Below are 25,370 nucleotides of genomic sequence, written 5' to 3' on the forward strand. Positions count from 1 at the left end.
GGGCTCTGTCTCTGGCTCGCCATCTCGCAAAGCGCGGGCGGTGGCGCTGTTTCCTACTACTTCTAACACGCTGGACCTCAGACAAAGAACTATATGCACGCATAAAAACTGCTCCCCGGAAGTCGGAACTGAATTTCTCAGTCCAACTTCCGGGAAGCAGTTCACCTGGTGAAGGAGCGTCGGTGCAAAACGTGCAGGAAGTGAGAGAGCGTCCGGCTTACCGGGTGACTTCCTCCAGCAGCTCCAGCACGTGCCGGTACTGGGCGCCCGTGGCCCGTGTCATGCCCAGTTCGCAGGTGCGGTTGCACGAGGCGTGGGCGGCGGCGCCCATCTTGGCCACCTCCGCAGCCTGTCTCGCCGTCGCCGACTCCGTCAGTTCAGGGTGCAGCATGCCCCGGTCCCCGGCAAACGCGCAGCAGCCCCAGTTTTCCGGGATGTCCACCCGCTCGGCCACCGCTCCGGCAATGGCACCCAAGGCATCGTTGAGGCCCATCCTGGTGGACGAACAGGTGGGGTGCAGTGCCAGGGACTCCAGCTTCCCGTGGTCAGGCAGCCGGGGCAGGATCTGTTCCGCAGCGAAGTCGACGGCGTCCACCATGCGGAGCGCACGTTGCCCCGGCGCGGGTATGTCCGATTCGACGGCCTGCCGCAGCCCTTCGGTGCACGAGGAGGCGTCGCAGACGATGGGAAGTTCACCGTCCCGGGTGGCTTCCCTGAGGGCGGCCAGGGTCTTCCGGCGCATGGTTGTTTGGCCCGCGGACATGCCCTTGGAGGACCAGGGGGTACCGCAGCACAGGCCGTCGATCCCTTCCGGGACGAGGAGCGTGAGCCCGGCGCGGCCGCATAGCTGCTCAAAGCTGTACTGGACGCCATGGCCTTCTGCGTCGGGACCCGCACCCGCGGGTCCGAACATGGTCCCCACGCACGCCGGGAAGTAGACGGCGTCGGCTCCGCCCGCCGGCGTCGGACGCTTGCGAACCGAACCGCCGCCGGGCAGTTCGGCGGAGTACAGCGGTACCGTGTCCTTCCCGAGGATTGCCCGGGCGGCCTTGTTGGGCGGCGTGATGGCAGCTGCCGGGAGCTTGTCGACCACGGTCAAGGCCAGCGAGGCACCACGGGTCACTCCCTCCCAGTGCTTGGCGACGGCGTTCCACGCACCGTTGGCGAGCGGACCGGCGTCGGCCTTCCGCAGCCGTTTCACGAGCGATCCGGTGTTGATGTCCACCGGGCAGGCGGTCTGGCACATCCCGTCCACGGCGCAGGTGTCCACGGATTCGTACTCGTAGTCCTTTTCCAGTTCTCGCACCAGCGCCATGTCCCCGGCCAGCCTGGCGGATTCGATGGCCCGCAGCGTCACGATCCGCTGGCGCGGCGTGAGCGTGATGTCCTTGCTGGGGCACACCGGCTCGCAGTAGCCGCAGGAGACGCAGCGGTCCACCTCCTCGGCCACGGGCGGCGCCGTCTTGATGTGCCGCAGGTGAGCCAGCGGGTCCTCGTCCATCAGCACGCCCGGGTTGAGCATCGCAGCGGGGTCGAAGAGCCGCTTAATGGTTCGCATGACGTCGTAAAGCTCATCGCCGTACTGCCGGCGGACGAAGGGAGCCATTACACGACCTGTCCCGTGCTCGGCCTTCAGCGATCCGCCCTCGCCCAGGACCAGGTCCACCATGTCCTCCGTGAAGGCGCTGTAGCGGTCCAGTTCGGCCGGAGAGGCGAAACCGTCAGTAAGCATGAAGTGAACGTTGCCGTCCTTGGCGTGGCCGAAGATCACGCTGTTGCTGTAGCCGTATTTGTCGAAGAGCCGGTTCAGTTCCCGGCACGTCCTGCCCAGCACCGGAACCGGAACCACGATGTCTTCCAACAAGGCAGTGGTGCCCTGGGGACGGGCACCGGCAACTGATGCGTAGAGTCCCTTGCGCAACTGCCAGAGCTGCCCACGTTCCCGGGCGTCGCCCGTAAACCGGGCGGGCGAAGACAGGCCGAGGCCCGGGAGGACAGCCTCGCCGTGGGCCTGGAGCTCCACGAGGTCACCGCCGCTGCCGGCGGAATACTCCACGAGCAGGGCGGCATGCTCCCGGACTGCCAGGTCTTGCACGACGGCGGGCGTTCCCTTGAGCGTCCGGCCCACCTTGAGGGACAGCGCATCCATCAGCTCAATGGTGGCGGCACCGGTTTCAACGAGGGCGGGCAGGGCAGCGTTGGCGGCTTCGAGATCCGGAAACACCAGCAAGCCTGCGGCCGCGTGCTGGAGCCGCGGGATGGTGCGGAAGACCGCCTCTGCAACGAACCCCAGGGTGCCTTCGCTGCCAATGATCAGGTGGGTCATGATGTCCACCGGGGACTGGAAGTCCAGCAGGGAGTTCAGGCCATAACCCATGGTGTTCTTCATCGAGAACTGCTGCCGGATTTTGCGCACGGAGTCCACATTGTTACGGACCCGCCTGGCCAGCCGGACCAGGCCTGCGTGGAGTTCCGGTTCGAGGGCGCGGAGCCTTTGGTCGGCGTCGGCTGCTCCGGTATCGATGACGCTGCCGGAGGGCAGCACCACAGTCAGTGACTCCAAGGTGCGGTAGGTGTTGTCCACCGTGCCGCAGTTCATCCCGGAGGAGTTGTTTGCCACCACGCCGCCGACGGTGCACGCCGCCTCGCTGGCCGGATCCGGGCCGAACTTCCGCCCGTAGCGGGCGAGCCTCGCGTTGAGTGCCCGTACCGTGACGCCGGGCTGAACGCGGACCCGCGCGCCGTCGTCGAGCACTTCAATCTCCCGGAAGTTGCGGCGGACATCCACCAGCACGCCGGCGGTGACCGCCTGGCCGCTCAGGCTGGTCCCTCCGGAGCGGAACGTCAATGGCACGCCTTGGGCGGCACTGGCCCGCAGCAGCCCGCCCACTTCGGCGGCACTCCCGGCCGTCACCACGGCCTGCGGGAGCAGGAGGAAATGCGAGGCGTCGTGGGCGTTCGCGTGCAGGTCGATGGCCCGGGTGCTCACCTGCGCGGGATCCTTCACTGCCGCGCGAAGGCCTGCCGTGTCCAGCGGTGCCATCAGGGGACCATCCAGCCAAGTACGGGGGTGGACTGCAGGAAGATCAGGACAGTGATGAGCGCCAGCAGGCCGAGGCTCCAGCCGAGGAGCTTCCGGAAGAGGGCACCCTCGGCACCGTCAAGGCCCACCGCCGCCGAGGCCACGGCAAGGTTCTGCAGCGAAAGCATCTTGCCCATCACACCGGCGGAGGAGTTGGAGGCCGCCATCAGCACCGGAGAGAGGCCGGTCTGCGCCGCGGCGGTGGCCTGCATCTGGCCGAACAGGGAGTTGGAGGAGGTGTCGGAGCCGGTGAGGGCCACACCGATCCATCCGATCAGCGGTGAGAGGATGGCGAAGAAGCCGCCCGCGGAAGCCAGCGCGAAGCCAAGGGTGGTGGTCTGGCCGGACAGGTTCATCACGAAGGACAGCCCCAGGACGGCGGTGACGGTGACGATCGTCCAGCGCAGCTGCACGATCGTATCCCGGTAGATGCGCAGGCCCTGGGATGCAGTGATTTTATACAGCGCCATGGTGAGCAAGCCGGAGAACATCAGCAGGGTGCCGGTCGCCTTGATGTGGTCCAGCTTGAATTTCGTGGCTGCGACAGGCTTGCCGGCGGAATCGGTGATGTCCAGGCCGGGCCACGCGAACGTCACGCTGCCCACCTGGCCCAGCCAGGTCTTGACGAACGGGATCTGGGCCACCGAAAACACAGCGATGATGATCAGGTACGGGGCGATCGCCATCCAGATCCTCCGTGGTTCGGGCCGTGAGTTATCGGCGGACACCGCGGTCCCCGAGGCGGGCACGGAGGCCGGGTGTTCGGCGCCAGTCACGGACCCGGCGGCGGAGCGGCCGTCACGGGCGACGGCGACGGCAGCAGCCGCGTGCGCAGCCTCCGGTTCGGCTTTCGGTGCGGCTTCGACAGTGCCGCCCATTCCGACGGTTTCTTTCGGCTGCCAGACCTTCAGCATCAGCAGCACGGCGGCCACTGTCACGACGGCGGCAACAACGTCGGTGAGTTCCACGGCAAAGTAGTTGGAGGTTACGAACTGGGCCGCTCCGAAGGCGACGCCTGCCACCAGGGCTACGGGCCAGGTCTGCTTCACGCCGCGCCGGCCGTCGACGATGAACACCAGCAGCAGCGGCACGATCAGGGCAATGAACGGCGTCTGGCGTCCGGCCATCGAGGACAGGTCGTGCAGCGGCAGTCCGGTGACGCCGTTGAGTGCGATGATCGGCGCGGCCATGGCGCCGAAGGCCACGGGAGCAGTGTTGGCCAGCAGCGAGACCACAGCCGACTTCAGCGGCTTCATGCCGGCCGCCATCAGCATGGCAGCGGAGATCGCCACGGGGGCGCCGAATCCGGCCAGGGATTCCAGCAGCGCACCAAAGCAGAAGGCGATCAGGATGGACAGGATGCGGAGGTCGTTGGAGATGGAGCGGATTGTCTGACCCAGCACCTCGAACCAGGGTGTGGCCACGGTGAGCCGGTAGATCCACAGCGCGTTGACCAGGATCCAGAGGATCGGGAACAGTCCGTAGAAGATGCCGGCTGCGGTGGCGCTCAGGGCCTGGTTGACCGGCATCTGCCAGCCCACGATGGCCAGCACGAGGGACAGGGCCAGGCTGGCGAGGGCGGCCTTTGGCGCTTTGACTTTGAAAACGCCGAGCAGGACGAAGAGCAGGACGAGGGGAAGCGCAGCGCAAAGGGCTGAAATCACTAGGGACCCGGCAATGGGATCGAGGATCTGCTGAAACATGTGTCTCCAGATTTGTGTTAGGCGTCACAACACCGTGGCGCCCTTCGATTGTCTAACAAGTACACATGTTGGTCAAGAGAGACTTGTTGGCTTGTCTGGCAAGATTGAGGTGACTCAAGCAACTCTTGGCGGGAATGGAGCTCCGGTGGCCGGGCGAATCACAGCAGTTTCGATCGTGGACGCGATCGCCGCGGATCTGCGGAGCCGGATCTTTTCCGGTGAACTCGGTTCCGGCCACACCCTTACCGAAACGGACGTGGCCTCCTCCTACGAGGTGGCTCGTCCCACAGCAAAGGCCTCGATCGAGAAGCTCGTCGCGGAGGGGCTGCTGGACCGCGGGACGCACAAGACCGCCCGCGTGGTGGAACTCGGACCGGATTCCGTGCGGGACATCTATCTGGCCCGCGCCTATTTGGAAAGCGAAGTACTCCGGCGGCTCGCGCGCACCAGGGACGTGCCGGAAGCGGCCGTGCAGGCCAACCGTGACATCGCGGCGCTGCAGACGGGAGCCCCGCTCGACGTCATCGAACCGGACATGCGGTTCCACACCAGCCTGATCGACGCCGTCGGCAACGAACGCATCAGCAGGATGTACCGCTCGCTCGTAGGGGAGGTGCGGCTGTGCATGGTCCGCATCCAGTCCCTGCACCTCCTGGACACCGCATTGATCCAGGCCGAACACCAAAAGATCCTCGAACTCATTGAAGCAGGCCGGGGGGACGCCGCCGCCGAACTGCTCGACGAGCACCTGGGGCGCGCGCGGGAACGGCTGGTCGCCGCTATGGGAGGCATTGCCGGTCCGGAAGCCGGCGCACGCTCCGAACTGCTGCCGGAATAACCTGCACGCCCGCAGCCGGGCCTGCACGCAGGCGCCCGCGCCCCCCAGTAGCGCACCCCCGGAGTAGAGAGCGGCTAGCGGACGCGCTCCACGCGCTTCTCGTCCCAGACCGGCTCGGCGGATTCGTACACCTTGCCGTCGGAGCCGAACACCAGGAAGCGGTCGAACGTCCGGGCGAACCAGCGGTCGTGCGTCACGGCCAGGACCGTTCCCTCGAAGTGGTCGATGGCGCGCTCCAGGGCCTCGGCGGAGTGCAGGTCCAGGTTGTCCGTGGGCTCGTCGAGGAGCAGGAGGGTTGCTCCGGAAAGCTGCAGCAGCAGGATCTGGAACCGCGCCTGCTGGCCGCCGGACAGGGACTCGTACTTTTGCTCCGACTGTGATGCCAGGCCGTATCCGTCCAAGGCACCGGCTGCGGCCTCACGTCCCAGTCCTGAGCGGTGTTCGTCGCCGCGGTGCAGGATCTCCAGCAGCGTCTTGCCCAGCAGGTCGGGGCGAACATGCGTCTGCGCGAAGAAGCCTGGACGGATGCGGGCGCCGAGCTTCACGGTGCCTTCGTGCGGCACTTCGGCGATGTCGACGTCGGACACCGGCAGGTGTTCCCGCTCGGGATCCGTTCCGCCGGTGGCGAGCAGGCGCAGGAAGTGGCTCTTGCCGGAGCCGTTGGAGCCAAGCACGCCCACGCGGTCGCCGAACCACACCTCGGTGGAGAACGGCTTCATCAGCCCGGTCAGTTCCAGCTTTTCGGCCACGATGGCACGCTTGGCGGTCCGTCCGCCCTTGAGCCGCATCTGCACGTTCTGCTCGATCGGCAGGGCCTCGGGCGGGCCTGCTTCCAGGAACTTCGCCAGCCTGGTCTGGGCGGCGTGGTACCTGTTGGCCATGTCGGAGCGGAACGCGGCCTTGTTCTTGTACATGTTGACGAGTTCCTTGAGCTTCACGTGCTCCTCGTCCCAGCGTTTGCGCAGCTCCTCGAAGCGGGCGTTGCGGTCCGCGCGCGCCTCCACATAGGAGCCGAACCCGCCGCCGTGGACCCAGGCTCCTGCCCCGTTGATGCCCGGCTCAAGCGTCACGATCCGGCTGGCAGCGTTGTTCAGCAGCTCGCGGTCGTGGCTGATGAAGAAAACGGTCTTCTTGGACTCGTTGAGCTTGGCCTCGAGCCAGCGCTTGCCCGGCACGTCCAGGTAGTTGTCCGGCTCGTCCAGGAGCAGCAGTTCGTCCGGGCCGGCGAAGAGCGCTTCGAGCACCAGCCGCTTCTGCTCACCACCGGAGAGGGTCGACGCCGGGCGGTGCTGCGCGCGGTCGAACGGAAGTCCCAGCGCGGCCATGCAGACCTCGTCCCAGACGGTTTCGACGTCGTAGCCGCCGGCGTCTCCCCAGTCCACGATCGCCTGGGCGTACTGCATCTGGGTGGGCTCGTCGTCGTGCTCCATCATGGCCAGTTCGGCCTCGTCGACGGCGCGCGCGGCGGCGGCCAGCGCCGGCGGGGCCGCGGACACCAGGAGGTCGCGGACAGTGGATTCGTCCCGGACCTGCCCCACAAACTGGCGCATGATGCCCATGTTGCCGGACCGGCCGATCACGCCTTCATCCGGGACCAGGTCGCCGGAAATGATGCGGAAAAGCGTCGTCTTTCCCGTTCCGTTGGGTCCGATCAGCGCCGTCTTGGTGCCGTCCGGGACCTTGAAGTTCACCCCGTTGAGCAGTTGCGTGCCGTCGGAGAGGAAGTAGTCGATGCCGGAAACGTCAATATGAGCCACGCGTTCAATCTTCCCATGCCCGCGTGGGCGCTAGGCGGGGCTGCAGCCTCCGTTGGCATCCTGGAAAGTGTCCAGCCGGTGGATAAAGGCGGCCATGGCCTCACGCGTGATCGCGTCCAGGGGCCGGTACGTTCCGTCGCTCCAGCCCTTGGAGACTCCCGAATAGTTGGTCCAGGCGATCTCGCCGTAGAAAGGGGCCGGAACAGGAACGTCCTTGAACGGCGAGGCAGTGGGCTCCGCATAGCCCAGGGTGGCCGGCAGCCGGCAGTATTCCCCGCTGTACCTGTAGATAAAGGCGGCCATGGCCTCACGGCTCATCGATGCCCCCGGGCGGAACGTGCCGTCCTCCCAGCCGTTGGCCAGCCCTTCGGCCTCGAGCCACGCGATCTGCTTATAGAACAGGCTTCCGGTGGGCACGTCAACGAACGGCGACTTCGCCGGCGGAGTGTACGCAGGGCTGCCCGCCAGCCGGTACATGAAGGCCGCCATGGCCTCGCGGCTGATCGCCTGGTAGGGCCGGTAGGTGCCGTCGCCCCAGCCGGTGCTCAACCCGCTGTCGTACATCCAGATGATGTCCGAACGGAAGCCGGATCCGCTGATGTCGGTAAAGGGATCGGGGGCTGTAATAGTGACACCCGCCGCGTCCCCGGACACGTAATCGATCCGGACCCTGGTGCCGGCGTGGGTCACGAACGTGCTGCCCGCCTGCCATGCATGGTTCGTCGCGTAATAGCCGTCGAAGGGAACGGTGGACGGCATGAGCAGCAATGAGGAGACGGCTGTGGCTCCGCCACGCTGGACGATCTTCACGCCCTTGTTTCCGTTCACGGCCAGCCGGGCGTCATAGCCCACAGGGAGTCGCAGCTCAACGAAGTACACTTCCCCGCTTTTGGGGTCCGTGAATTTCAGGGCCCGATTGGCTTCGGTGCCGGCCCACGCTTTGAGGGTGTAGCTCTTACTTCCGGCGGCAATCCCTGTGTTGCGGATTTCGTCGCCTCGGCCGAACCCGCCTGCTTCCCAGTGGCTGGAGCTGATGGTGGGCAGCTCAAACCAGCGTGATGCCCCCATGAGGTCCATCGTGTCGCCGTACTCGCGTACGCTGCAGGAGCTGTCGGTGTAGTTGCCGTTGAGGTCGGATCCGACGTCTGACGTGCCGCTGAGGCACTGCAGGCTGTCGGCGTGCATGAGGCCCAGGACGTGTCCAAACTCGTGGGCTACAACATTGTTGGTGAAGTTGCTCGGCAAGGGCATCAGAATCCGCCCGCCCTGGTTCCCGGCGCTCCAGCCTGCTCCCAGCGCACCCCACGACAGTTCGGTCACGGGCACGAACACAACAAGCGCTTTGTATGACGCATTGACCCAGCCCAGCTCGCGGGTCACAGTGTCCATGATCTCGTAGTACGTCTGGGTGGACTTTGCCGCGGAGGGAACGCCGGTCCGGGTGGAAGCGACAGACATGGAAAGCCGGTTGTTCGACATGGTCTTCCAGAAGTTGCTGGAGGCAGTGATCCCGGCTTTTGCGGCATTCAAGTCGATGGCTGCCGTCTGTTCCGCCGTTTTGTCCGCGAGCTTGACGGTCACCAGGGTCACCTGGATGTCACCGGCACGGGTCAGGCTGCTAGCAGCCCCCTGCGGAGTTTCCGCTTCCCGGATGGCTCTCAGGGCCTCGGGTTCGAAGGTGTGGTCGGAATGCGGCGTGCCCTCGGCAGTCGACGAAACCGGGGGTACGGCAGGGTCGGACGGGGCTGCCTGCGCCGGTAGGGTCACCAGGCTGATCGACGTCATCGAAAGAAGCAGGGCCGATAGGACGGCGGCCGTCCGGTGAATGAGCTGCATCGGGCGTCAGTGCTTCTTTCCGTGTTCAGAAATCAAGTGCAGTAGGGCCGCCGCGGGGCGAGCCCTCCCAGAATATGGTCCGCTTGCGTACTTTCCGGGCGCACTCGCCAAAGACTGACGGAATCCTGCGCTGAACCTGCGCTAACGCCGGGTTAACCGGCGGCGACGAGGAAGTTCTTGAGTAAAGGACCCGATGTTGTGGCTCCCAGGCCGCCTTCTTCGACGAAGACAGCGACGGCGAGGTCGCCGTGCACCGCCACAATCCAGGCGTGCGTCTTGGGCGGGTTCTCATTTCCGAATTCCGCAGTGCCCGTCTTGGCTCCCACCGGTTCCCCCGGTACGGAGGCCAGGAATCCAGCGTGTCCCGAGGTAACCACGGCGCGCATCATGTCGGCCAGCGCGGCCGTTTCCGCCGCCGTGACCGGCTTCTCGGCGGCCTTGGCCGGAGCCGGAGCCGTGGAGGACGACGACGACGTTCCGTCCGCCGTCGGGGTTCCGGACCCCTCGGGGGCTGCTGTGCCGGAGTTGGCTTCCGCGTTCAGCACGAGGACGGGTGACACGGGGGACCCCTTGGCCACGGAGCCGGCCATTACAGCAGCAGCCAGCGGCGAGAGCAGTACCTTGCCCTGGCCGATCATGGAAGCGGCATGCTCGGTGCCCTCCGCTTCGCCGGGAACCGAGCCGAGGAAGGCGGCTGCCCCCAGGCCGGGCGCCTCAACGGCAACACCGAGGGAGGTGGCCGCGGATTCAAGCTGCGCCTGGCTGACGGTGTCGCGGGCCGCAATGAAGGCTGTGTTGCAGGAGTGCGCGAACGCGTCCCGCAAGGTGACGGATCCCAGGGAGCTTTCCGGATAGCCCTCCGCATTCTTGAACGTACGGCCGTCCACCGTGAGCGTCGGCGTGCATTCAACCTTGGAGTCCGGAGTCAGGCCGTTGCGGATCATGGCCAGGGAATCCACCATCTTGAACGTTGAGCCGGGGGCATACTGGCCCAGCAGGGCCGTGTTGTAGCCGTTGCTGCCAGGTCCTGAAGCTGCTGCCAGAACTGCGCCGCTGGAAGGGCGCAGGGCCACGATGGCGGACGCCGGACCGACTTCCGCCAGGACATCTTCGGCGAGCTGCTGCAAGCGGGGGTCCAAGGTGGTTTTCACCGGCGTTCCCGGTTTCATATCAGCCTGGAACAGAATCCGGCGGCCTTTGTTGGGCAGTGCCTGCTTCTCGTCAGCCGAGAGCCCTGCCTTTTCGGCATAGACCTGGATTCCGTCGGTGCCGCGGAGCTGTGCGTCGTATTGCTGCTGGAGCCCGCCCGTACCGGTGGTGTCCCCGGCTTTGAGCGTCCCGCCGGATTTTTCGATCTGCTCGGCATTCGCCTCGGCCGCTGTGCCCAGGAGGGCGCGGGCGAAGGTGCGGGTCAGCGCCAGCGGCAGGAGGTCGGCGATGGACGAGGCGCCTGGGATCTGGGCAATCTGTTCGTCGGTAATGGTCCGGCCGTCCTGGCGCAGGGTGATGGCGGTGACGAAAGCGGCGGGGCCGGCAGCCTGTACCTGCTGTGTGTACGCGGCGGGGTCCACTCCCACCAGCTGGGCAAGTTTGGCGGCGGACGCAGCGGGGTCGGCTGAACCCAGCTTGGGCTTGTCGATGCCAACGTTCACCACCGGGCGGTAGGTGACGAGCTTCGCGTCGCCGGCGCCGAGGATATCGGCACGCTGGGGCGACTGGGCGCCCGCGCCAATGACTTCGCCTTCGGCCAGTTCGGGGGCTAGCAGGGCAGGCTTCCACACGGTCAGCCATTTGCCTCCGGACTTCTTCAGTTCGGCGGAGGCGGTGTATTTCCACTCGCCGGAGCCGATCTTCCAGCTGTAGTTCAGCGGGACCGTCGCGGTGTCCTTCTCTAATGTCAGCTCTCCGGTTTCCACGTCCGGTTTGGCGGGATCGAGAGCCTGGAAGACTTCCTTCAGCTGTTCGTTGGCGGCTGCGGAGTCCTTGCCCTCAAAAGCGACGGAGCCGACGTCAAGCGCAGTCATCGCAGAGGCGAGCTGCTTCGCTGCGTCCTGCGCGCCGGCACGGCCGTCGTCGCAAGCCACCAGCGATCCGCCAATTATGAGTCCGACAAGGGCAAGCGAAAGTTTCTGAAAGTTCCCCACCGCGCCATTATGCCCGCAAGCCCGGACAATGTTCTTGTCACATGGCACCCGCCCGTGTTTAGGGCCGGATGATCCGGCGCTGCGTGGCCACGGAAATCGCAGCGGTGCGGTTGTCCACGCCGAGTTTTCCGTAGATGTGCACCAAGTGGGTCTTGACGGTGGCCTCGGAGATGAAAAGCTGCCGGGCGATGGCACGGTTCGGCAGTCCCGTGGCGAGCAGCTGCAGCAGCTGGATTTCCCTGGCGGACAGTGCCGGTTCAGGGTTCCGGATCCTGCCCATCAGCCGGGCGGCCACCTCCGGAGCCAGCGCCGTCCCGCCGGCCGCCGCGGAGAGGACGGCCTGCCGGATTTGCTCGGGCGGGGCATCCTTCAGCATGTAACCGCTGGCGCCGGCTTCGACGGCAGCCAGGATATCGGCGTCGGAATCATAGGTGGTGAGGATCAGCACCGGCGGTGCCGGCATACCCGCCTCGCCGGCCTTGATCTTTTGCGTGGCCGTGACGCCGTCCATGCCCGCTCCCATTTGCAGGTCCATCAGGACCACGTCCACAGGCTCGCCCAGGGTGTGGAGCCTGGCCAGCTGGGCAAGCGCAGCAGCACCGTCGCCGGCTTCGGCGGCCACTGTGATGCCTTCGAAGTCGCTCAGCATGGCCCGGAGCCCGGCGCGTACCACCGGGTGGTCGTCCACCAGCAGGATTCGGATTCCGCTCATGGCCGCTCCCCGTTTGCCGGTTTCCCGGTCGCCGACGCGTCCACCAGCGGGAGCCGGATGGCCACCACTGTTCCCTCGCCCGGAGCGGACTCGATGTCGAGAGTGCCGGCCAGCGCCGCCACCCGTTCCCGGAGGGACCGGAGGCCGTATCCGGAACCATCCTGCGGTTGTGGTCTGTTCGGGTCGACCCCGGATCCCGCCGCTTCCGGGCGGAACCCGACGCCGTCGTCGTAGATGTCCATGGCCACTTCGCTGCCTAGAAAGGACAGGGTCACGACGGCGGTGCTTGCCTTTGCGTGGACCCACACGTTCGCCAGGCTCGCCTGTGCCGCGCGGAGGAGGGTGGTGGAGTACGGGTTGGGCAGCTCCACAGGAGTGCCTTCGAGGTCGAAGCGGCACCGAAGGCCGGCCCCGCGTGCCGCTGCCTCGGCCTCGGTCTTCTCGCAGAGCCGGCGCAGGCTCCCCGCCAGGGACATCTGCTCAAGCGCCGGGGACTGCAGGTCGCGGACAAAGTTGCGCGCCTCGGCAAGGTTGGCGGACGCAGTTTCCTGCACCGTGCGGAGCCGTTCGCGGGCTGTGGCGGTGTCGCCGTCGACGAGTGCCTTTTCAGCCGAGCGGCCCATCAGCACGATGCTCGAGAAACCCTGGGCCAGGGTGTCGTGTATTTCGCGGGCCAGCCGTGCCCGCTCGGTGAGGGTTCCGGCGTCGTGCTGGCTGCGGGCCAGTTCGCCGCGCGTCCGTCGCAACTCCTCGGCCGCGAGGCGCTGGTTCTCGCCCTCAAGGTACAGCGCCCGGTACGCGAGGCCGGTAATCACGGCGAACGCCGCTCCGAATACCGGCCCCAGCACCATCGGCAGCTCCAGGGCCGGGCCGGCCGCGCCTCTGTTGTGGAACCAAAGCGCCACCACAACCAGCACGGTGGACGCCGCAATGACCGGGAGGGCCGCACGCCGCCGCAGTACGTGGAGCTGCAGGAAGAAGAGTGGAAAGGCCAGCCAGACGAAATCCGCGCTGGACCAGATGAGCACCAGCCACAAGGCCGAGACTGCCCCGAGCCACCATGGTGCGTATCGCCGCGGATCAAAGCGCTTCGCATCCGTGGAGTGGCGTTTCTCCAGGACCGTGCCGATGAGGTAGACGGCTGCGAGCACCACGGCAAGGACCAGGGAAAGCCAGCCCGACAGCGCCGGACCGGACGTCAGGACGCGCGCCATGGCCACCAGAAGCAAGACGGCGAAGCCCACGTGGAGGCTGATTCTCAGGAGCCGCAGGATTATCGCCGAACCGCTGGGTTCGCTTTGGATCACCACGTGCCTCGCATCAATCCAGCGTATCCTCCACGACTCCCGTTTCACGGTGAAATCGGGCCCGGCGGCCGGAGATCAACCATTTGGTTGAGCCGCTGCTCCACCCGGTGCCTCCGGATGGCCAACCGGGAGGCCGATGTGCGCTGCCGTCCGTGGCGGAAGAGTGGGAAACAGCACCACACCACCACGAAAGGAACCACGTGTTTCTCGCCATTCGCGATCTCCGCTTTGCCAAAGGCCGCTTCGTCCTGATGGCAGCAGTCATCGCCCTGATCACTTTGCTGCTCGTGATGCTCTCGGGACTGACTGCCGGCCTGGGCAACCAGTCAACGTCGGCGATCGCCGGGCTGCGGACCGACCAGATAATCTTCGGTGCCCCGGCGGGCACTCCGGCCAAGGCGTCGTTTACCGAGTCGGAAGTGACCCGGGAGCAGCTGGCTGCCTGGTCCGCGCAGGACGGCGTTGCCGGGGTGGAGGCGCTCGGGATCAGCCAGGTCCGAGCGCAGGCCGTTGGCACGGCCGGTTCGCCTGGCGGCACCGCAAACGTGGCAGTCTTCGGCGGCAGTAACGGCCTGTCCGCGGGTCCGGCCAGCCCCATGCCTGATCCCGCGGACGACGGAACGGTTGTGGTGGGCGAAACCCTCGCAGCGGACCTGCATCTCAGCCCCGGCAGCCTCCTGGCAGTGGGCGGCGTTGAACTTGCCGTTGCGGGCATCGTTCCTGACCAGTGGTATTCACACATCGGCGTCGTCTGGACCTCGTTGAGTGACTGGCGGCAACTGGCCCGCATCGGCAGCGGGTCCCTGGGCACCGTACTGGCCGTGACGTTCGACGCCGGCGCCCAGGTTGACGTGGACGCCGCCAATGCTGCTGCCGGGACGGTCAGCACCACCCGCGACGGTTCGTTCCAGGCCCTCGGATCCTTCAAGAGCGAGAACGGCTCGCTGATGTTGATGCAGGCGTTCCTGTACGGCATCTCCGCCCTTGTGATCGTGGCTTTCCTGACGGTGTGGACCGTCCAGCGGACCCGGGACATTGCCGTGGTCAAGGCTATGGGCGGGTCGCCCGGCTACGTACTCCGGGATGCAATGGGACAGGCCCTGATGGTGCTGGCCGCAGGGACAATTGCCGGCGGCGGAACGGGCCTGCTCGGCGGGTTCCTGGCGGCACAAGCTGCGCCGTTCCTGCTCACCCCCGCCACCACGCTGGTGCCCATCGCCGGCATCCTGCTCCTGGGCCTGTGCGGTGCAGCAGTGGCCGTCCGCGGCGTGACCAGGATTGACCCCCTGCTTGCCCTCGGCGGCAACTGACTCCGCCCCCACGATCCCCCCACACTTATATTCCTTGAAAGGCATACTCCATTGGATACCCCGCTCAACCTGGTCAACGTGACGCTCGAGTACCCGGACGGAGACACCACCCTCAAGGCACTGGACTGCGTGAACCTCGCGCTCGGCGCAGGGGAATTTCTCGCCCTCGTAGGACCTTCGGGATCCGGCAAGTCCTCCTTGCTTGCAGTCTCAGCGGCGCTCATCCGTCCCACCTCGGGCGTGGTGACCATCGACGGGCAGGAGGCCAACGGCCTGCGGGACGCTGAGCTGACAGCCCTGCGCAGGGAACGGATCGGCATCATCTTCCAACAGCCGAATCTTCTGCCGTCCCTGACTGCGGCCGAGCAGCTCCTCCTCGCGGACCATCTGCGCGGGAAACCCCTGGCTGCGGCCCGCAGGCGTGCCGACGAGCTTCTGGACGTCGTCGGGCTCGGTACCGTGCGGGACAAGCGTCCGCATCAGCTGTCCGGCGGACAGCGTCAGCGCGTCAACATAGCCCGCGCCCTGATGGGCCGCCCCAAGGTGCTTCTAGTGGACGAACCTACCGCCGCCCTGGACCACGAGCGGAGCGGGGGCATCATCCGGCTCCTGCGCGAGGTCACGGACGAATTCAATGTGGCCACTGTGATGGTCACCCACGACACCGAATTCGTGCCAATGACAGACCTCGTGGCCAGCGTGCGGGACGGGCGGGTTTCTGCCCTTCAGCCCGCCAAAGTCCCCTCACGGGCGTCATCGTAAGCTTCCCTGGCGCCCAGAATGCTGGCGACATTTGACTCAGCCCATTCCCTGAGCACGGTCAGCGGGCCCAACAGGGACACCCCCAGGTCAGTCAACTGGTAGTCAACGCGGGGCGGGACCTGGGCGAACACCGTTCTGGTGATCAGCCCGTCCCGTTCCAGCGCCCTGAGCGTCTGGGTGAGGACCTTGGGGGTGATTACGTGGACATGCTTGCGCAATTCGGAGAAACGGACCGGTCCGTCCGCCAGGACCTGCACCACCAGGGAGGCCCATTTGTCACCGACCCTCTGAAAGACAACCCGCGAGGGGCACTTCGGATCCATGATGTCTCCACCCGGCCAGGCGACAAGCTGGTTGGTATCGATTAGGCAGCCTCGTTTCTTCTGCGCCCCTAGGTATCCTAGAGATACTGTGAATTTCTACGATACCCAGTCCGAGGAGCGGCATGAAAATCGCGGTGTACGGTGCCACCGGCATGGTGGGCGGCCAGATCGTCAAGGAATCGCTGCGGCGGGGCCACAAAGTCACCGCCATTTCCCGGACAGGCGCTGCACTCCCCGGCGCCACGGCCTGCAGCGCGGAACTGGCAGACACGCGCATGTTCGCGAGCATTGCCAGCGATCACGACGCCGTGGTGCTGGCCACGGTGCCCAGCCGCACGGGCGGTGATCACGGCGAATGGCTGGCCGCCATGAAGGCAGCCTTCAGCAGTGCCGGTACAACGCGCCTGCTGGTGGTAGGGGGCGCCGGCGCACTCGAAATCAACGGTGTGCGCCTGTGTGATTCGCCCGATTTTCCTGAGCCCTACCGCCCCGAAGCCCGCACCATGGCCGCCGCCTACGATGAAATTCGATCTGCTCCGGAATCCCTTAACTGGACCATGCTGGCGCCCGCCCCAGTCATGCAGCCGGGCATCCGCACCGGCAAGTATGTGACGGCGGACAACTCACCCGCCGGCCGGTCCATCACTACCCAGGACTTTGCCGCGGCAATGCTGGACGAGTTGGAAAATCCGGCCCACCACCGGGCACGCTTCACAGTTGCGAACACGGACGCCAGCGCGGTCGGCGAGCCGGGATACCCCGTTTCCTGATCTGGCGGGCCGTACCACCGGCCCCGCAAGCCGAAGCCACCGGAGCCGGCGCTACAGGCCAAGCCGGGGAAGCGGCAACCCGAATATGTCTTTGAGGGCATATTTCGCGGCGTGGAAGCCGGGCATGCCGGTAACGCCGGGACCGGGAGGGGTGGAGGAGGAGCACAGGTACACGCCCGGCAGGGGAGTTCGCCACGGGACTGGACTAACCACGGGCCTCTGTATCAGCCCGCGGAGGTCCATCAAACCTGCCGCGAAGTCGCCGCCCACGTAGTTCTGGTTGTATACCGCCAGTCCGGCCGCCGTCGTCACCTGCACCTGGACCACAAGGTCACGGAAACCAGGGGCAAAACGTTCCAATTGCGCCGTCACAGCCTCCGCCATGTCCTTGGTTGATCCAGCCGGAACATGGCAGTACGTCCACAGGATGTGCCGTCCCTTCGGGGCGCGGGAATCGTCAAACCGCGAAGGCTGGGACACCAGGACGTAGGGACGATCCGGGTGCTTTCCGGCAGCCACCTGGTTTTCGGCTTCGGCCATCTCGGCTCGCGTGCCGCCCACGTGGACGGTGCCGGCGTCCGCCAATTCCGCCGCTTGCCACGGAACCGGTCCGGCCAGGATGAAATCGACCTTGCAGGCGGCGTTCCCGAACCGATATGACGCCAGGGAGCGGAGGTACCCGGCGGGCAACCTGTCTCCGGAAAGCCTGAGCAGTGCCGGGGGCGCTATATCCAGGAGTGTCGCCCTGACCGCCGGCAGTTCCGCCAGGGAATCGATCCGCCGCCCGGTTTCCACGGACCCGCCGTGCGCTTCGATGTCCCGGACCATGGCGCTGGCGATGGAAGCTGACCCGCCCGCCGGAATAGGCCAGCCCTGCGCATGCGCCAGCGTGCCCAGCATGAGCCCTGCGCCGGCGGGTGCCAGCGACGGCAAGGCGCCCACGGAGTGCGCGGCAACACCAGTCAGGAGGGCCGGTGCCAGATCGTCCCTGAATCTGGTGTTCCATGCCGGTGAGCCCTGCTCAAGGGTCCGCAGGCCGAATAGCACTGCTGCAACGGGGTCGTGCGGGATCCGCAAGAGCTGGTTGAGGGTGAAGTCGGCAACGCCGGCGGCCCGGCGGACGAGGGGTGCCATCAGGCGGTGGTACGCGGGGCCGTCCCGTCCGAGCCCCTCCGCAGTGCGGTCCAGGGAGCGGTACGCCAGCGCAGCCCGGCCCCCGTCCAGGGGCGACGCGAAGGAGAGCTCGGGTGTGATGAGGTGGATTCGCCGCGCCAGCTCGAAGGCCTGGAAAAAGGGGGAGGCCAGCGCCATCGGCTGGACTGCCGAGCAAATATCATGCAGGTGGCCGGGCTGCATCAGTTCGGAGGTCCGAAGGCCGCCGCCGGGAGTGGCTGCCTCCTCAAACACGTGAACCTTGAGCCCGGCGCGGGCCATTGTTACCGCTGCGGCAAGGCCGTTGGGACCGGAGCCGACGACGGCGACGTCAGGCATCGCTGGCCGCCCTCCGCCAGGGGAGCACCGATGCGGCAGGGTTCGCCGGATCCACTCGCAACCAGTCGGGTGCGCCGTCGAACGGCCCTCCTTGGGGATCGTCCAGCGAGTGGCGGCGGATGATGTCGTAGCCCGGGTCCCAGATATCCCAGGCGACCCGGACCATCAGGTATGCCGTGGCAATCATGTGCAGGCCCACCGCCAGCACGTAATAGGGCATATCGATGTTGTGCTGGGTCGGGCCCCCGCTCGTTACCTGCCCGAGGTACATCCAGACCGCCGCCCAGTGCAGGCCTTCGATGCCCTGCCAGATCAGGAAATCGCGCCAGCGCGGGCGGGCCAGGGCCAGAAGGGGGATCAGCCAGATAACGAACTGCGGTGAATACACCTTGTTGGTCAGGATGAATGCCGCAACTATCAGAAACGCCAGCTGGGCGAGCCTGGGGCGGCGCGGTGACGTCAGCGCCAGCAAGGCGATGAGCACGCAGCTGATGAGGAACAGGTTGAGGGCGAGGGTGTTGATCGCTTCGGGCCCCAGGGGCATCCATTGCAGGCGCCCGGCCACCAGGTTGTAGGCGAACCAGGGGGAGCTGTAGCCGGCCGGGCGGTCCTCGGTGAACTGGTAGAAGTACTTCCAGCCGGAGGGGTTCATCGCGGCGATGGGGAGGTTGATGGCGAGCCACGCGGCGGCGGCCGCGGCGGCGGTGACCAGCAGGGGTCGGATCTTTCCGGTCCGCAGCGCCAGCAGGAGGATCGCCCCGAAGATCAGGACCGGGTAGAGCTTGGTGGCCGTACCCAAACCGATCAGGACGCCGGCCAGCACCAGCCGGTCACGGGAGAAGAAATACATCCCGACGGCCAGCAGGCACACGGCCCACATGTCCCAGTTGATCACCCCGGCGAGGATGATACCGGGGGCCACCGCCACCATAGCGGCGTCCCACGGCCGGCGCCGGCTCATGCGCGCAGTTGCGAGGACCGTGACGATCCAGACGGCGGCGATGAGAGTGGCATTGACGTCGAAGTAGCCGAGAATGCGTGCGTCGGTGGGGCCCTGCCCCGGGACCAGCATGGCTGTCAGGCCCGCGATGATTCCCATCAGGACGGGATATTCGAAGAAGCTGCCTTCACTGAAGAAGGGAAAGGTGCCATCGCCCAGTCCGCGGTTGCGGAAAAGCTCCGGGAAATCCGAATAACAGGTGGAGTAGAACTGTCCCGGCGACTCCCAGCCGTTCGCGCGGCAGTAGTTCTTGACCATGATGCTTGCCAGGGCGGCCAGAACCGTAAGGATGATCAGAACGCGTTCAACGGTGAAAATACCCGGCGAGACGACTCCGGGTTCAGCCCGGCGCCCCATGGGCCCGCCGATCAGCTCGGTGAAGTTCCTGAGCAGGAGATCACTTCGGCTCGGAATAACCAGGCGGGACCGTTTCCGGTGCGCCGGCGGCATTGTCTCCTGCATGCCTCGAGCTTACCGTCGCAGCTGCGCACCAGCCGTCCCGGCCTGACGGCTGTACCGGCCAACAAAAAGCCCACGCGTCGCCGCGTGGGCCTTCTGTGCATAAATTTTGCTCGCCGCCATTGGATCTCCTGGATATTTCCGTTACCGGCTGCAGCGCGGTACTTGAGGGAACGACGATCATTACTCAGCGAATGACGCCGCCCATCTGGTGCAGGACGACATACACGTCTTCACGGTTCTGGTCGAGGAGCTGGCCGTTGAACAGCGTCTTCTCCTTCATCGCCGGCTGCCAGCCAAAGCGCAGAACGGCACGGAGCCTTTTCATCATGGTTACCTCCTTCCGGGGTGTTGTCAGGCGGCGTCGGCCACGGTCGACGTGTTGCATGGTGCTGGCAGTGCTGCTCACTTAGGGTCCTTTGATGAGTGTTTCCGCCCGGAATTGGGCATGACGAATAGGGCCAATTAATTGACGGAATTAATGGCAGTAATGAGGCATAGGAATGCCCGGTGAATTGGCTCCGGAATAAAGACCGAAGCAATTGCTGGATTTCGCCAAGCGAAGAATGGCTCCAAGATGCAGCTACGCCACAGACCCCAACAAGAAGCCGGGTTCCGAACTATGGGGTGTTGCGTAACCACATGGGGCCGGCTTTACGGCTGGCTGCCGGGGAGCTTCCCGAGTCAGGATGCCGCCACAAGGATTCGGCCGGAAGGCCGGAATCGCCAGGTTAGGAGGCAGTCACTCCGTGAAAAGGGCGCGTGACAGCAGCAGAGGCCGGGGTGGCGGTGATGGTCATCTTCCATCCGCTAGTCAAAGTAATCATTTTTCCCAACCTCCTTTTCTATTCTGCCGCTGTTCGGTTGACTAACCGGACAGCACGCGCCGATGACCCTGGCAAAACGCACTGGAGTCAGGAATAAAATTACACCAGCATTGGGGCATTTGACTAGCGGATTTGAAGAATTGCAGGAAATATTTGATAAATCGTCTTTATAGTCCCCAGCGGACCACGGCCGGGGTCTTCTTGTCCCATCCAAGCGTGCAGACTTTAGCCGTCCCCAGGATGAAATGCCGGCCCTCGTGCGGGTCGAGTCCCAACCAGCGTGCGGTCAGGATCCTGGAGAAGTGTCCATGGGCCACAATCAGTACGTTGTCCAGTCCGGATTCCAGCACGCGGGCCACAATTTTGTCCGCCCGTGCAGCCACTTCCTCAAGGGCCTCGCCGTTGGGCACGCCGTGCGTCCAGATCAGGTACTCCGGGTTGTCCTTGCGGATCAGGTCGGAACTGATGCCTTCGTAGTCGCCATAGTTCCATTCCACTGCCAGGGGTTCCTGTTCAGCGTCGGGGAATCCCGCCAGTTCCGCCGTCCGGCGGGCGCGCCGCAGGGGTGAGGTCAGCACCAGGTCGAAGTCAACGCCGTCGAGAATCTTCCGTGCCTCCACGGACTGCTGCTCGCCCTCCACCGTCAGGGGCAGGTCGGTGAGCCCGGTGTACTGGCCGCTCTTGGACCATTCAGTTTCACCGTGGCGCAGGATCCAAAGCTGGGGGCGTGCGGTGCTGTTAAGTGAAATCACTTATGACTCCTCGGTAGTGGAAAGTTCGACGCCGGCGGCCGGCTGCTGTTCTGCGGCCGCGGGCTGGCTTGCCCACCACTCGCGCAGCCTGACCTCGGCCACTGCGGGATCGAGCGGGCCGTGCTCCATGCGCTCTTCAAGCAGGAATTTGTAGGCCTTGCCCACCACCGGCCCGGGCTTCAGCCCAAGCAGGGCCATGATCTGGCCGCCGTCAAGGTCAGGCCGGACCGCTTCCAGCGATTCCTGCTCGCGCAGCGCCGCAATGCGCGCCTCGAGGTCGTCATAGGCGAAGGAAAGCCTGTCGGCCTTGCGCTGGTTGCGTGTGGTCACATCCGACCGCGTCAACCGGTGCAGGCGTTCCAGGAGGGGCCCGGCGTCCGTCACGTAGCGGCGGACGGCGGAGTCGCTCCACCCGGCCTCGCCGTAGCCGTAGAAACGCATGTGCAGCTCCACCAGGCGTGCCACGGCCTTGATGGTGTCGTTGTCGAAGCGGAGGGCCTTCATCCGCTTCTTAGTCAGTTTGGAGCCCACCATGTCGTGGTGGCGGAAGCTCACGGCACCGCCCGGTTCGAAACGGCGCGTCGCCGGCTTGCCGACGTCGTGCATAAGGGCAGCGAACCGCAGCACAAAATCGGGGCCGGGCACGGCGCCGTCGGAATCCGTCTCCAGGGATGCGGCCTGCTCAAGTACCTGCAGGGAATGCTGGTAAACGTCCTTGTGGCGGTGGTGTTCGTCCGCTTCGAGCCGCAGCGCGGAAACTTCCGGCAGGACGAATTCGGCCAGGCCTGTGTCCACCAGGAGGTCGATGCCCACGCGGGGATGCGCTCCGCAGATGAGCTTCACCAGTTCCTCGCGGATACGTTCCGCGGAAATAATGGTGATCCGTTCCGCCATCTGCGTCATCGCCTGCTTAACGTCCTCGCGGACCGCCACACCGAGCTGGGAGGCGAAGCGGGCCGCCCGCATCATGCGTAGCGGGTCATCGGAAAACGACGACTCCGGCGAACTTGGCGTGGCCAGAACGGAGGCATGGAGGTCGCGGACGCCGCCGAACGGATCAACCAATTCCATCGAGGGCAGCCGCAGCGCCATGGCGTTAATGGTGAAGTCCCGGCGCAGGAGGTCATCCGTGAGGGATGACCCGAACGCGACGACGGGCTTGCGTGACTCCGGGTCGTAAGCCTCGGCGCGGTAGGTGGTGATTTCAATCTGGAAGCCGGACTTCCGCATTCCGATGGTGCCGAATGCCCGTCCGATCTCCCAGAAGTTGTCCGCCCATTTCTTGATGAGCGCCAGAGTCTGGTCCGGCGTGGCGTCCGTGGTGAAGTCAAGGTCAGGGGAGAGCCTGCCCAGGAACAGGTCACGAACGGGGCCGCCTACCAGCGACAATTCGTGTCCGGCGTCGACGAAGCGCTGCCCGAGCTCCAGGACCACCGGGGCCACCTGGAAATCGACGGTGTGCGGGTCGGACTTTTGATGTGCGTGCGCCATAGTTACTTAAGCTTGTCAGAAAACCGTGCCAACAAGCACCAATCGGGGCCGCCTAACCCTGCCGTTACACCGTTGCTTCCGGAATTTACGTCATACGCAGTCCACTTTCTTGTCATGTTCCGGTCATCACGAACGGGCAAGAGTCGTTAGAGTGGACTTCATGGCCCATCCCGTACCGAGTGCTCCTGGCAGGAGGACAAACCCACCGTTGCCGTCGGCAATCGGTGCCCATGTCGCGCCCGCCCAGCACTCGGGACCGGCCTCGCTGCCCACCGTTGAGGAAATCTCCGCCGGCGGCGTTGTTGTTGACACGTCCGACGGCGAACTGAGGGTTGCGATCATCGCCCGCCTCAACCGCGGGGGGCGCCTCGAGTGGTGCCTGCCGAAGGGCCATCCGGAGGGCAAGGAAAAGAACGAGGAAGCGGCCGTCCGCGAGATCGCCGAAGAAACCGGCATCAGCGGAAGCATCCTGGCCCCGCTGGGCAGTATCGACTACTGGTTTACCGTCAGCGGACACCGCGTCCACAAAACCGTCCACCACTACCTGCTCCGGGCCACGGGCGGCGAGCTGACTATCGAAAACGATCCCGACCAGGAAGCTGTGGATGTCGCCTGGGTGCCCATCCAGGAGCTCGCCCGCAAGCTGTCTTTTCCGAATGAGCGCCGCATCGCGGACCTCGCCAGGGAAGTCCTGCCGGATCACCTCTGAGGTTCTGTGACTGATTCCAAGACCGTCCAGCCCAGCGAGGCCCGCTCCAGTGCCGTCATGGCGGCCGGAACACTCGTCTCCCGGTTCCTGGGCTTCGGCAAGACCTGGATGCTGGGTGCAGCCCTTGGCCTCGGCTCCACGGTCAATGACACCTTTATCAATGCCAACAACCTGCCCAACCTGATCTTCCTCCTCGTGGCCGGTGGTGTGTTCAACGCCGTCCTGGTGCCCCAGATCATCAAGGCCAGCAAGGCCCCGGACAGGGGAGCGGACTACATCAGCCGCCTGCTCACCCTGGCTGTCCTGGTGCTTCTCAGCCTGACGCTGCTGGTGACCCTCCTGGCGCCGTGGGTTATTGAGCTGACCACGCAGGGCTATTCGGCGGAACAGAAATCACTGGCGGTTTCCTTCGCCTTCTGGTGCCTGCCCCAGATCTTCTTTTACGGCCTGTATGCCCTGCTCACGCAGGTCCTCAACGCCAACGGGGCGTTCGGACCGGCAATGTGGGCACCTATCCTGAACAACATCGTGGCCATCGCCGGCCTGGGCATGTTCATCTGGATCCTCGGGGCCAACGTCACAAATCCCCACACCCTGGACAACTGGGGACCCACCCAGACGTTCCTTATCGCCGGGTTTTCCACCATCGGCGTGGTGGCCCAGACGGCCATCCTGCTGATTCCGGTATTCCGGCTCCGGCTGGGACTCCGTCCAAGGTTTGGTTGGCGCGGAGTGGGCCTGGGGCAGGCCGCAAAACTGAGCGTCTGGACGCTCCTTACTGCCGCCGTCGGCCAGCTCGCCTTCCTGTACGTAATGCGCATTGCCACTATTCCGGGTACCGAACGCCTGCGCCTCGAGCGTGCCGGGGATCCGGCGGCCGGGTTCCTCCCGGGCAACGCCGTGCTGGAAGTGGCCAGCCAGCTATACCTGCTGCCGCACTCGATCATCGCCCTCTCGCTGGCCACCGTTCTGTTCAACAGGATGACGCGGGCCTCCCAGGACGGCGACAGGGCGGCCTTGCGGGACGCCCTGTCCCACGGCCTGCGGACCATGGCAGTGGCCACGGTCTTTGGCGCATTGGCTCTCTTCGCACTGGCCGGACCCCTGGGCATGTTCTTCTCCGGCGGCAAGGTGCAGGACGGCGTGATGCTCGCGCAGACCCTGACCATCCTGGCCCTCAGCACGCCGTTCATGAGCGCCAACTTCATGATGTCCCGGGTCTTTTACGCCAACGAGGACGCCCGCACGCCCTTCTACATCCAGCTGGTCCTGGCGATCGTCAACGTGGTTGCGGCCTTCGCCATCCAGTTCTTGCCGTACAACCAGATCATCTTTGCCATAGCCATCCTTTACACGGGCGGCAACATCCTGTCCGTGATTGTGAGTGCGCACTTCCTCCGCCGCCTTCTGGGGCACCTTGACGGCCCCCGCATCGCCAATTCGTACATACGCATGGGTTACGCGGCACTGGGTTCCGCCGTGGCCGGCGCCGGTGCGCTGTGGCTCATGGGCAGCTACAGCGCCGACGGGTTCGCCTGGAGCGGCCGGATCGAGGCCTTGGTGACCGTCGTCGTCGTCGGGCCTGTGATGCTCGTGGCGTACCTGTTCCTGCTCAAGCTCTTCCGCGTCACGGAACTCCGCGACCTGCTGCAGCCGCTTCTCGGCAGGCTGGGGCGGGGGTCCGCCCCAACTACACCGGCGGACACCGCAGCGGATACGGCGCGGGATACCGCCGGGCTCCGGGGACGCACGACGCCGGAGCGCGCCACCGTTTCGGTTGACACCGGCCTGATCCCCCGAATTTCCGGAGAGTTCGATGCGGCATCGTTCCGCGCGGGACCGCAGGTTGAGGAACCGGCACCGGACCATGACCCGCACCAAACCGCTTCCGCGGGTGAATACCTTCCGTCCGAGGATGTGCCCACCACCGCGCGGGGTAGCATCATGCGCGAGGAAATCCCGCTGCCCGGGCGCCGTACCTTCCAGGGAACGGCCGGCCGCAACCCGCACTTCAGCACCCGCTCGGGAGGTCGGCGGAAGAAAAAGAGGTGAACTGCCGCGGTTTCACCGTGCCTGTCTCACACGGCCGTAACGCAC

Annotated in this window: 19 protein-coding genes; 6 read left to right on the forward strand and 13 right to left on the reverse strand. The window is 65.6% G+C overall.

Features of this window, described 5'->3' with window-relative positions; genetic code table 11:
- Positions 1 to 217 precede the first annotated feature (217 nt).
- Entirely contained in the window at positions 218 to 3,043 is a 2,826-nt protein-coding gene (locus ASF98_RS03060; protein ID WP_055797331.1) for an FAD-binding and (Fe-S)-binding domain-containing protein, read from the reverse strand.
- On the reverse strand, positions 3,043 to 4,785 hold the full coding sequence (locus tag ASF98_RS03065) for an L-lactate permease (protein WP_055797334.1): 1,743 nt from the start codon (positions 4,783 to 4,785) through the stop codon (positions 3,043 to 3,045). The genes ASF98_RS03060 and ASF98_RS03065 overlap by 1 nt, the downstream gene beginning before the upstream one ends.
- Positions 4,786 to 4,930: 145 nt before the next feature.
- On the opposite strand from ASF98_RS03065, the gene ASF98_RS03070 reads away from it, so the two are divergent.
- Positions 4,931 to 5,623: a GntR family transcriptional regulator gene (locus tag ASF98_RS03070; RefSeq protein WP_055797336.1), complete on the forward strand. Its 693-nt coding sequence runs from the start codon at positions 4,931 to 4,933 to the stop codon at positions 5,621 to 5,623.
- A gap of 74 nt (positions 5,624 to 5,697) precedes the next feature.
- On the opposite strand, the gene ASF98_RS03075 is transcribed toward ASF98_RS03070, so the two are convergent.
- The 5 genes from ASF98_RS03075 to ASF98_RS03095 all read right to left on the reverse strand — a co-directional run bounded on the left by ASF98_RS03075 (position 5,698) and on the right by ASF98_RS03095 (position 13,379).
- Positions 5,698 to 7,380, reverse strand: a complete 1,683-nt coding sequence (locus ASF98_RS03075) for an ABC-F family ATP-binding cassette domain-containing protein (RefSeq protein ID WP_055797338.1) — start codon at positions 7,378 to 7,380, stop codon at positions 5,698 to 5,700.
- Positions 7,381 to 7,410: 30 nt separating this feature from the next.
- A complete protein-coding gene (locus tag ASF98_RS03080) occupies positions 7,411 to 9,216 on the reverse strand; it encodes an S-layer homology domain-containing protein (RefSeq protein ID WP_055797341.1) in 1,806 nt (601 codons plus the stop codon).
- 152 nt (positions 9,217 to 9,368) lie between these two features.
- Positions 9,369 to 11,360 (reverse strand): penicillin-binding transpeptidase domain-containing protein, encoded by a 1,992-nt coding sequence (locus ASF98_RS03085; RefSeq protein WP_055797345.1) that lies wholly within the window; start codon positions 11,358 to 11,360, stop codon positions 9,369 to 9,371.
- Positions 11,361 to 11,418: 58 nt separating this feature from the next.
- Complete coding sequence (locus tag ASF98_RS03090) at positions 11,419 to 12,072, reverse strand: response regulator (RefSeq protein WP_055797348.1); 654 nt, start codon at positions 12,070 to 12,072, stop codon at positions 11,419 to 11,421.
- On the reverse strand, positions 12,069 to 13,379 hold the full coding sequence (locus ASF98_RS03095) for a sensor histidine kinase (protein WP_055797811.1): 1,311 nt from the start codon (positions 13,377 to 13,379) through the stop codon (positions 12,069 to 12,071). The genes ASF98_RS03090 and ASF98_RS03095 overlap by 4 nt, the downstream gene beginning before the upstream one ends.
- A gap of 200 nt (positions 13,380 to 13,579) precedes the next feature.
- Here ASF98_RS03095 and ASF98_RS03100 point away from each other — a divergent pair, with 200 nt between their 5' ends.
- A complete protein-coding gene (locus ASF98_RS03100; RefSeq protein ID WP_082506684.1) occupies positions 13,580 to 14,689 on the forward strand; it encodes an ABC transporter permease in 1,110 nt (369 codons plus the stop codon).
- Positions 14,690 to 14,740: 51 nt separating this feature from the next.
- Positions 14,741 to 15,451, forward strand: a complete 711-nt coding sequence (locus ASF98_RS03105; protein WP_055797351.1) for an ABC transporter ATP-binding protein — start codon at positions 14,741 to 14,743, stop codon at positions 15,449 to 15,451.
- On the opposite strand, the gene ASF98_RS03110 is transcribed toward ASF98_RS03105, so the two are convergent.
- Positions 15,415 to 15,774: a winged helix-turn-helix transcriptional regulator gene (locus ASF98_RS03110; RefSeq protein WP_156372263.1), complete on the reverse strand. Its 360-nt coding sequence runs from the start codon at positions 15,772 to 15,774 to the stop codon at positions 15,415 to 15,417. The two genes, ASF98_RS03105 and ASF98_RS03110, sit on opposite strands and share 37 nt — an antisense overlap.
- Before the next feature lie 122 nt (positions 15,775 to 15,896).
- Here ASF98_RS03110 and ASF98_RS03115 point away from each other — a divergent pair, with 122 nt between their 5' ends.
- Positions 15,897 to 16,544, forward strand: a complete 648-nt coding sequence (locus ASF98_RS03115; protein ID WP_055797357.1) for an NAD(P)-dependent oxidoreductase — start codon at positions 15,897 to 15,899, stop codon at positions 16,542 to 16,544.
- Positions 16,545 to 16,595: 51 nt separating this feature from the next.
- Here the strand turns inward: ASF98_RS03115 and ASF98_RS03120 are convergent, their stop codons facing one another.
- From ASF98_RS03120 to ASF98_RS03135, 5 genes are all read right to left on the reverse strand, one after another.
- Positions 16,596 to 18,035 (reverse strand): phytoene desaturase family protein, encoded by a 1,440-nt coding sequence (locus tag ASF98_RS03120; RefSeq protein ID WP_055797359.1) that lies wholly within the window; start codon positions 18,033 to 18,035, stop codon positions 16,596 to 16,598.
- Positions 18,028 to 19,497, reverse strand: a complete 1,470-nt coding sequence (locus ASF98_RS03125) for a glycosyltransferase family 87 protein (protein ID WP_055797362.1) — start codon at positions 19,495 to 19,497, stop codon at positions 18,028 to 18,030. Before ASF98_RS03125 ends, ASF98_RS03120 begins: the two co-directional genes overlap by 8 nt.
- A 184-nt stretch (positions 19,498 to 19,681) precedes the next feature.
- On the reverse strand, positions 19,682 to 19,903 hold the full coding sequence (locus ASF98_RS23995; protein ID WP_156372264.1) for a hypothetical protein: 222 nt from the start codon (positions 19,901 to 19,903) through the stop codon (positions 19,682 to 19,684).
- A gap of 585 nt (positions 19,904 to 20,488) precedes the next feature.
- Positions 20,489 to 21,073, reverse strand: coding sequence for a histidine phosphatase family protein (locus ASF98_RS03130; RefSeq protein WP_436059217.1), 585 nt, complete (start codon positions 21,071 to 21,073; stop codon positions 20,489 to 20,491).
- On the reverse strand, positions 21,074 to 22,564 hold the full coding sequence (locus ASF98_RS03135; RefSeq protein WP_055797365.1) for a CCA tRNA nucleotidyltransferase: 1,491 nt from the start codon (positions 22,562 to 22,564) through the stop codon (positions 21,074 to 21,076). It abuts the gene before it with no gap.
- Positions 22,565 to 22,772: 208 nt separating this feature from the next.
- Between ASF98_RS03135 and ASF98_RS03140 the strand changes: the two genes are divergently transcribed.
- Together ASF98_RS03140 and murJ are read left to right on the forward strand one after the other, a co-directional pair.
- Positions 22,773 to 23,273 (forward strand): NUDIX hydrolase, encoded by a 501-nt coding sequence (locus tag ASF98_RS03140; RefSeq protein ID WP_055797368.1) that lies wholly within the window; start codon positions 22,773 to 22,775, stop codon positions 23,271 to 23,273.
- 57 nt (positions 23,274 to 23,330) lie between these two features.
- Entirely contained in the window at positions 23,331 to 25,325 is a 1,995-nt protein-coding gene (gene murJ / locus ASF98_RS03145) for a murein biosynthesis integral membrane protein MurJ (protein WP_235505600.1), read from the forward strand.
- Positions 25,326 to 25,370: the final 45 nt, after the last annotated feature.

This window comes from Arthrobacter sp. Leaf337 (assembly GCF_001423745.1).
Classification (GTDB): domain Bacteria; phylum Actinomycetota; class Actinomycetes; order Actinomycetales; family Micrococcaceae; genus Arthrobacter.

Excerpts from the sequence above, each read along its gene's own strand:
- ASF98_RS03060 (WP_055797331.1), bottom strand. The coding sequence starts at position 3,043 with ATGGCACCGCTGGACACGGCAGGCCTTCGCGCGGCAGTGAAGGATCCC.
- ASF98_RS03065 (WP_055797334.1), bottom strand. The coding sequence starts at position 4,785 with ATGTTTCAGCAGATCCTCGATCCCATTGCCGGGTCCCTAGTGATTTCA.
- ASF98_RS03080 (WP_055797341.1), bottom strand. The coding sequence starts at position 9,216 with ATGCAGCTCATTCACCGGACGGCCGCCGTCCTATCGGCCCTGCTTCTT.
- ASF98_RS03090 (WP_055797348.1), bottom strand. The coding sequence starts at position 12,072 with ATGAGCGGAATCCGAATCCTGCTGGTGGACGACCACCCGGTGGTACGC.
- ASF98_RS03110 (WP_156372263.1), bottom strand. The coding sequence starts at position 15,774 with ATGGATCCGAAGTGCCCCTCGCGGGTTGTCTTTCAGAGGGTCGGTGAC.
- ASF98_RS03115 (WP_055797357.1), top strand. The coding sequence starts at position 15,897 with ATGAAAATCGCGGTGTACGGTGCCACCGGCATGGTGGGCGGCCAGATC.
- ASF98_RS03120 (WP_055797359.1), bottom strand. The coding sequence starts at position 18,035 with ATGCCTGACGTCGCCGTCGTCGGCTCCGGTCCCAACGGCCTTGCCGCA.
- ASF98_RS03125 (WP_055797362.1), bottom strand. The coding sequence starts at position 19,497 with ATGCAGGAGACAATGCCGCCGGCGCACCGGAAACGGTCCCGCCTGGTT.
- ASF98_RS03135 (WP_055797365.1), bottom strand. The coding sequence starts at position 22,564 with ATGGCGCACGCACATCAAAAGTCCGACCCGCACACCGTCGATTTCCAG.
- murJ (WP_235505600.1), top strand. The coding sequence starts at position 23,331 with ATGGCGGCCGGAACACTCGTCTCCCGGTTCCTGGGCTTCGGCAAGACC.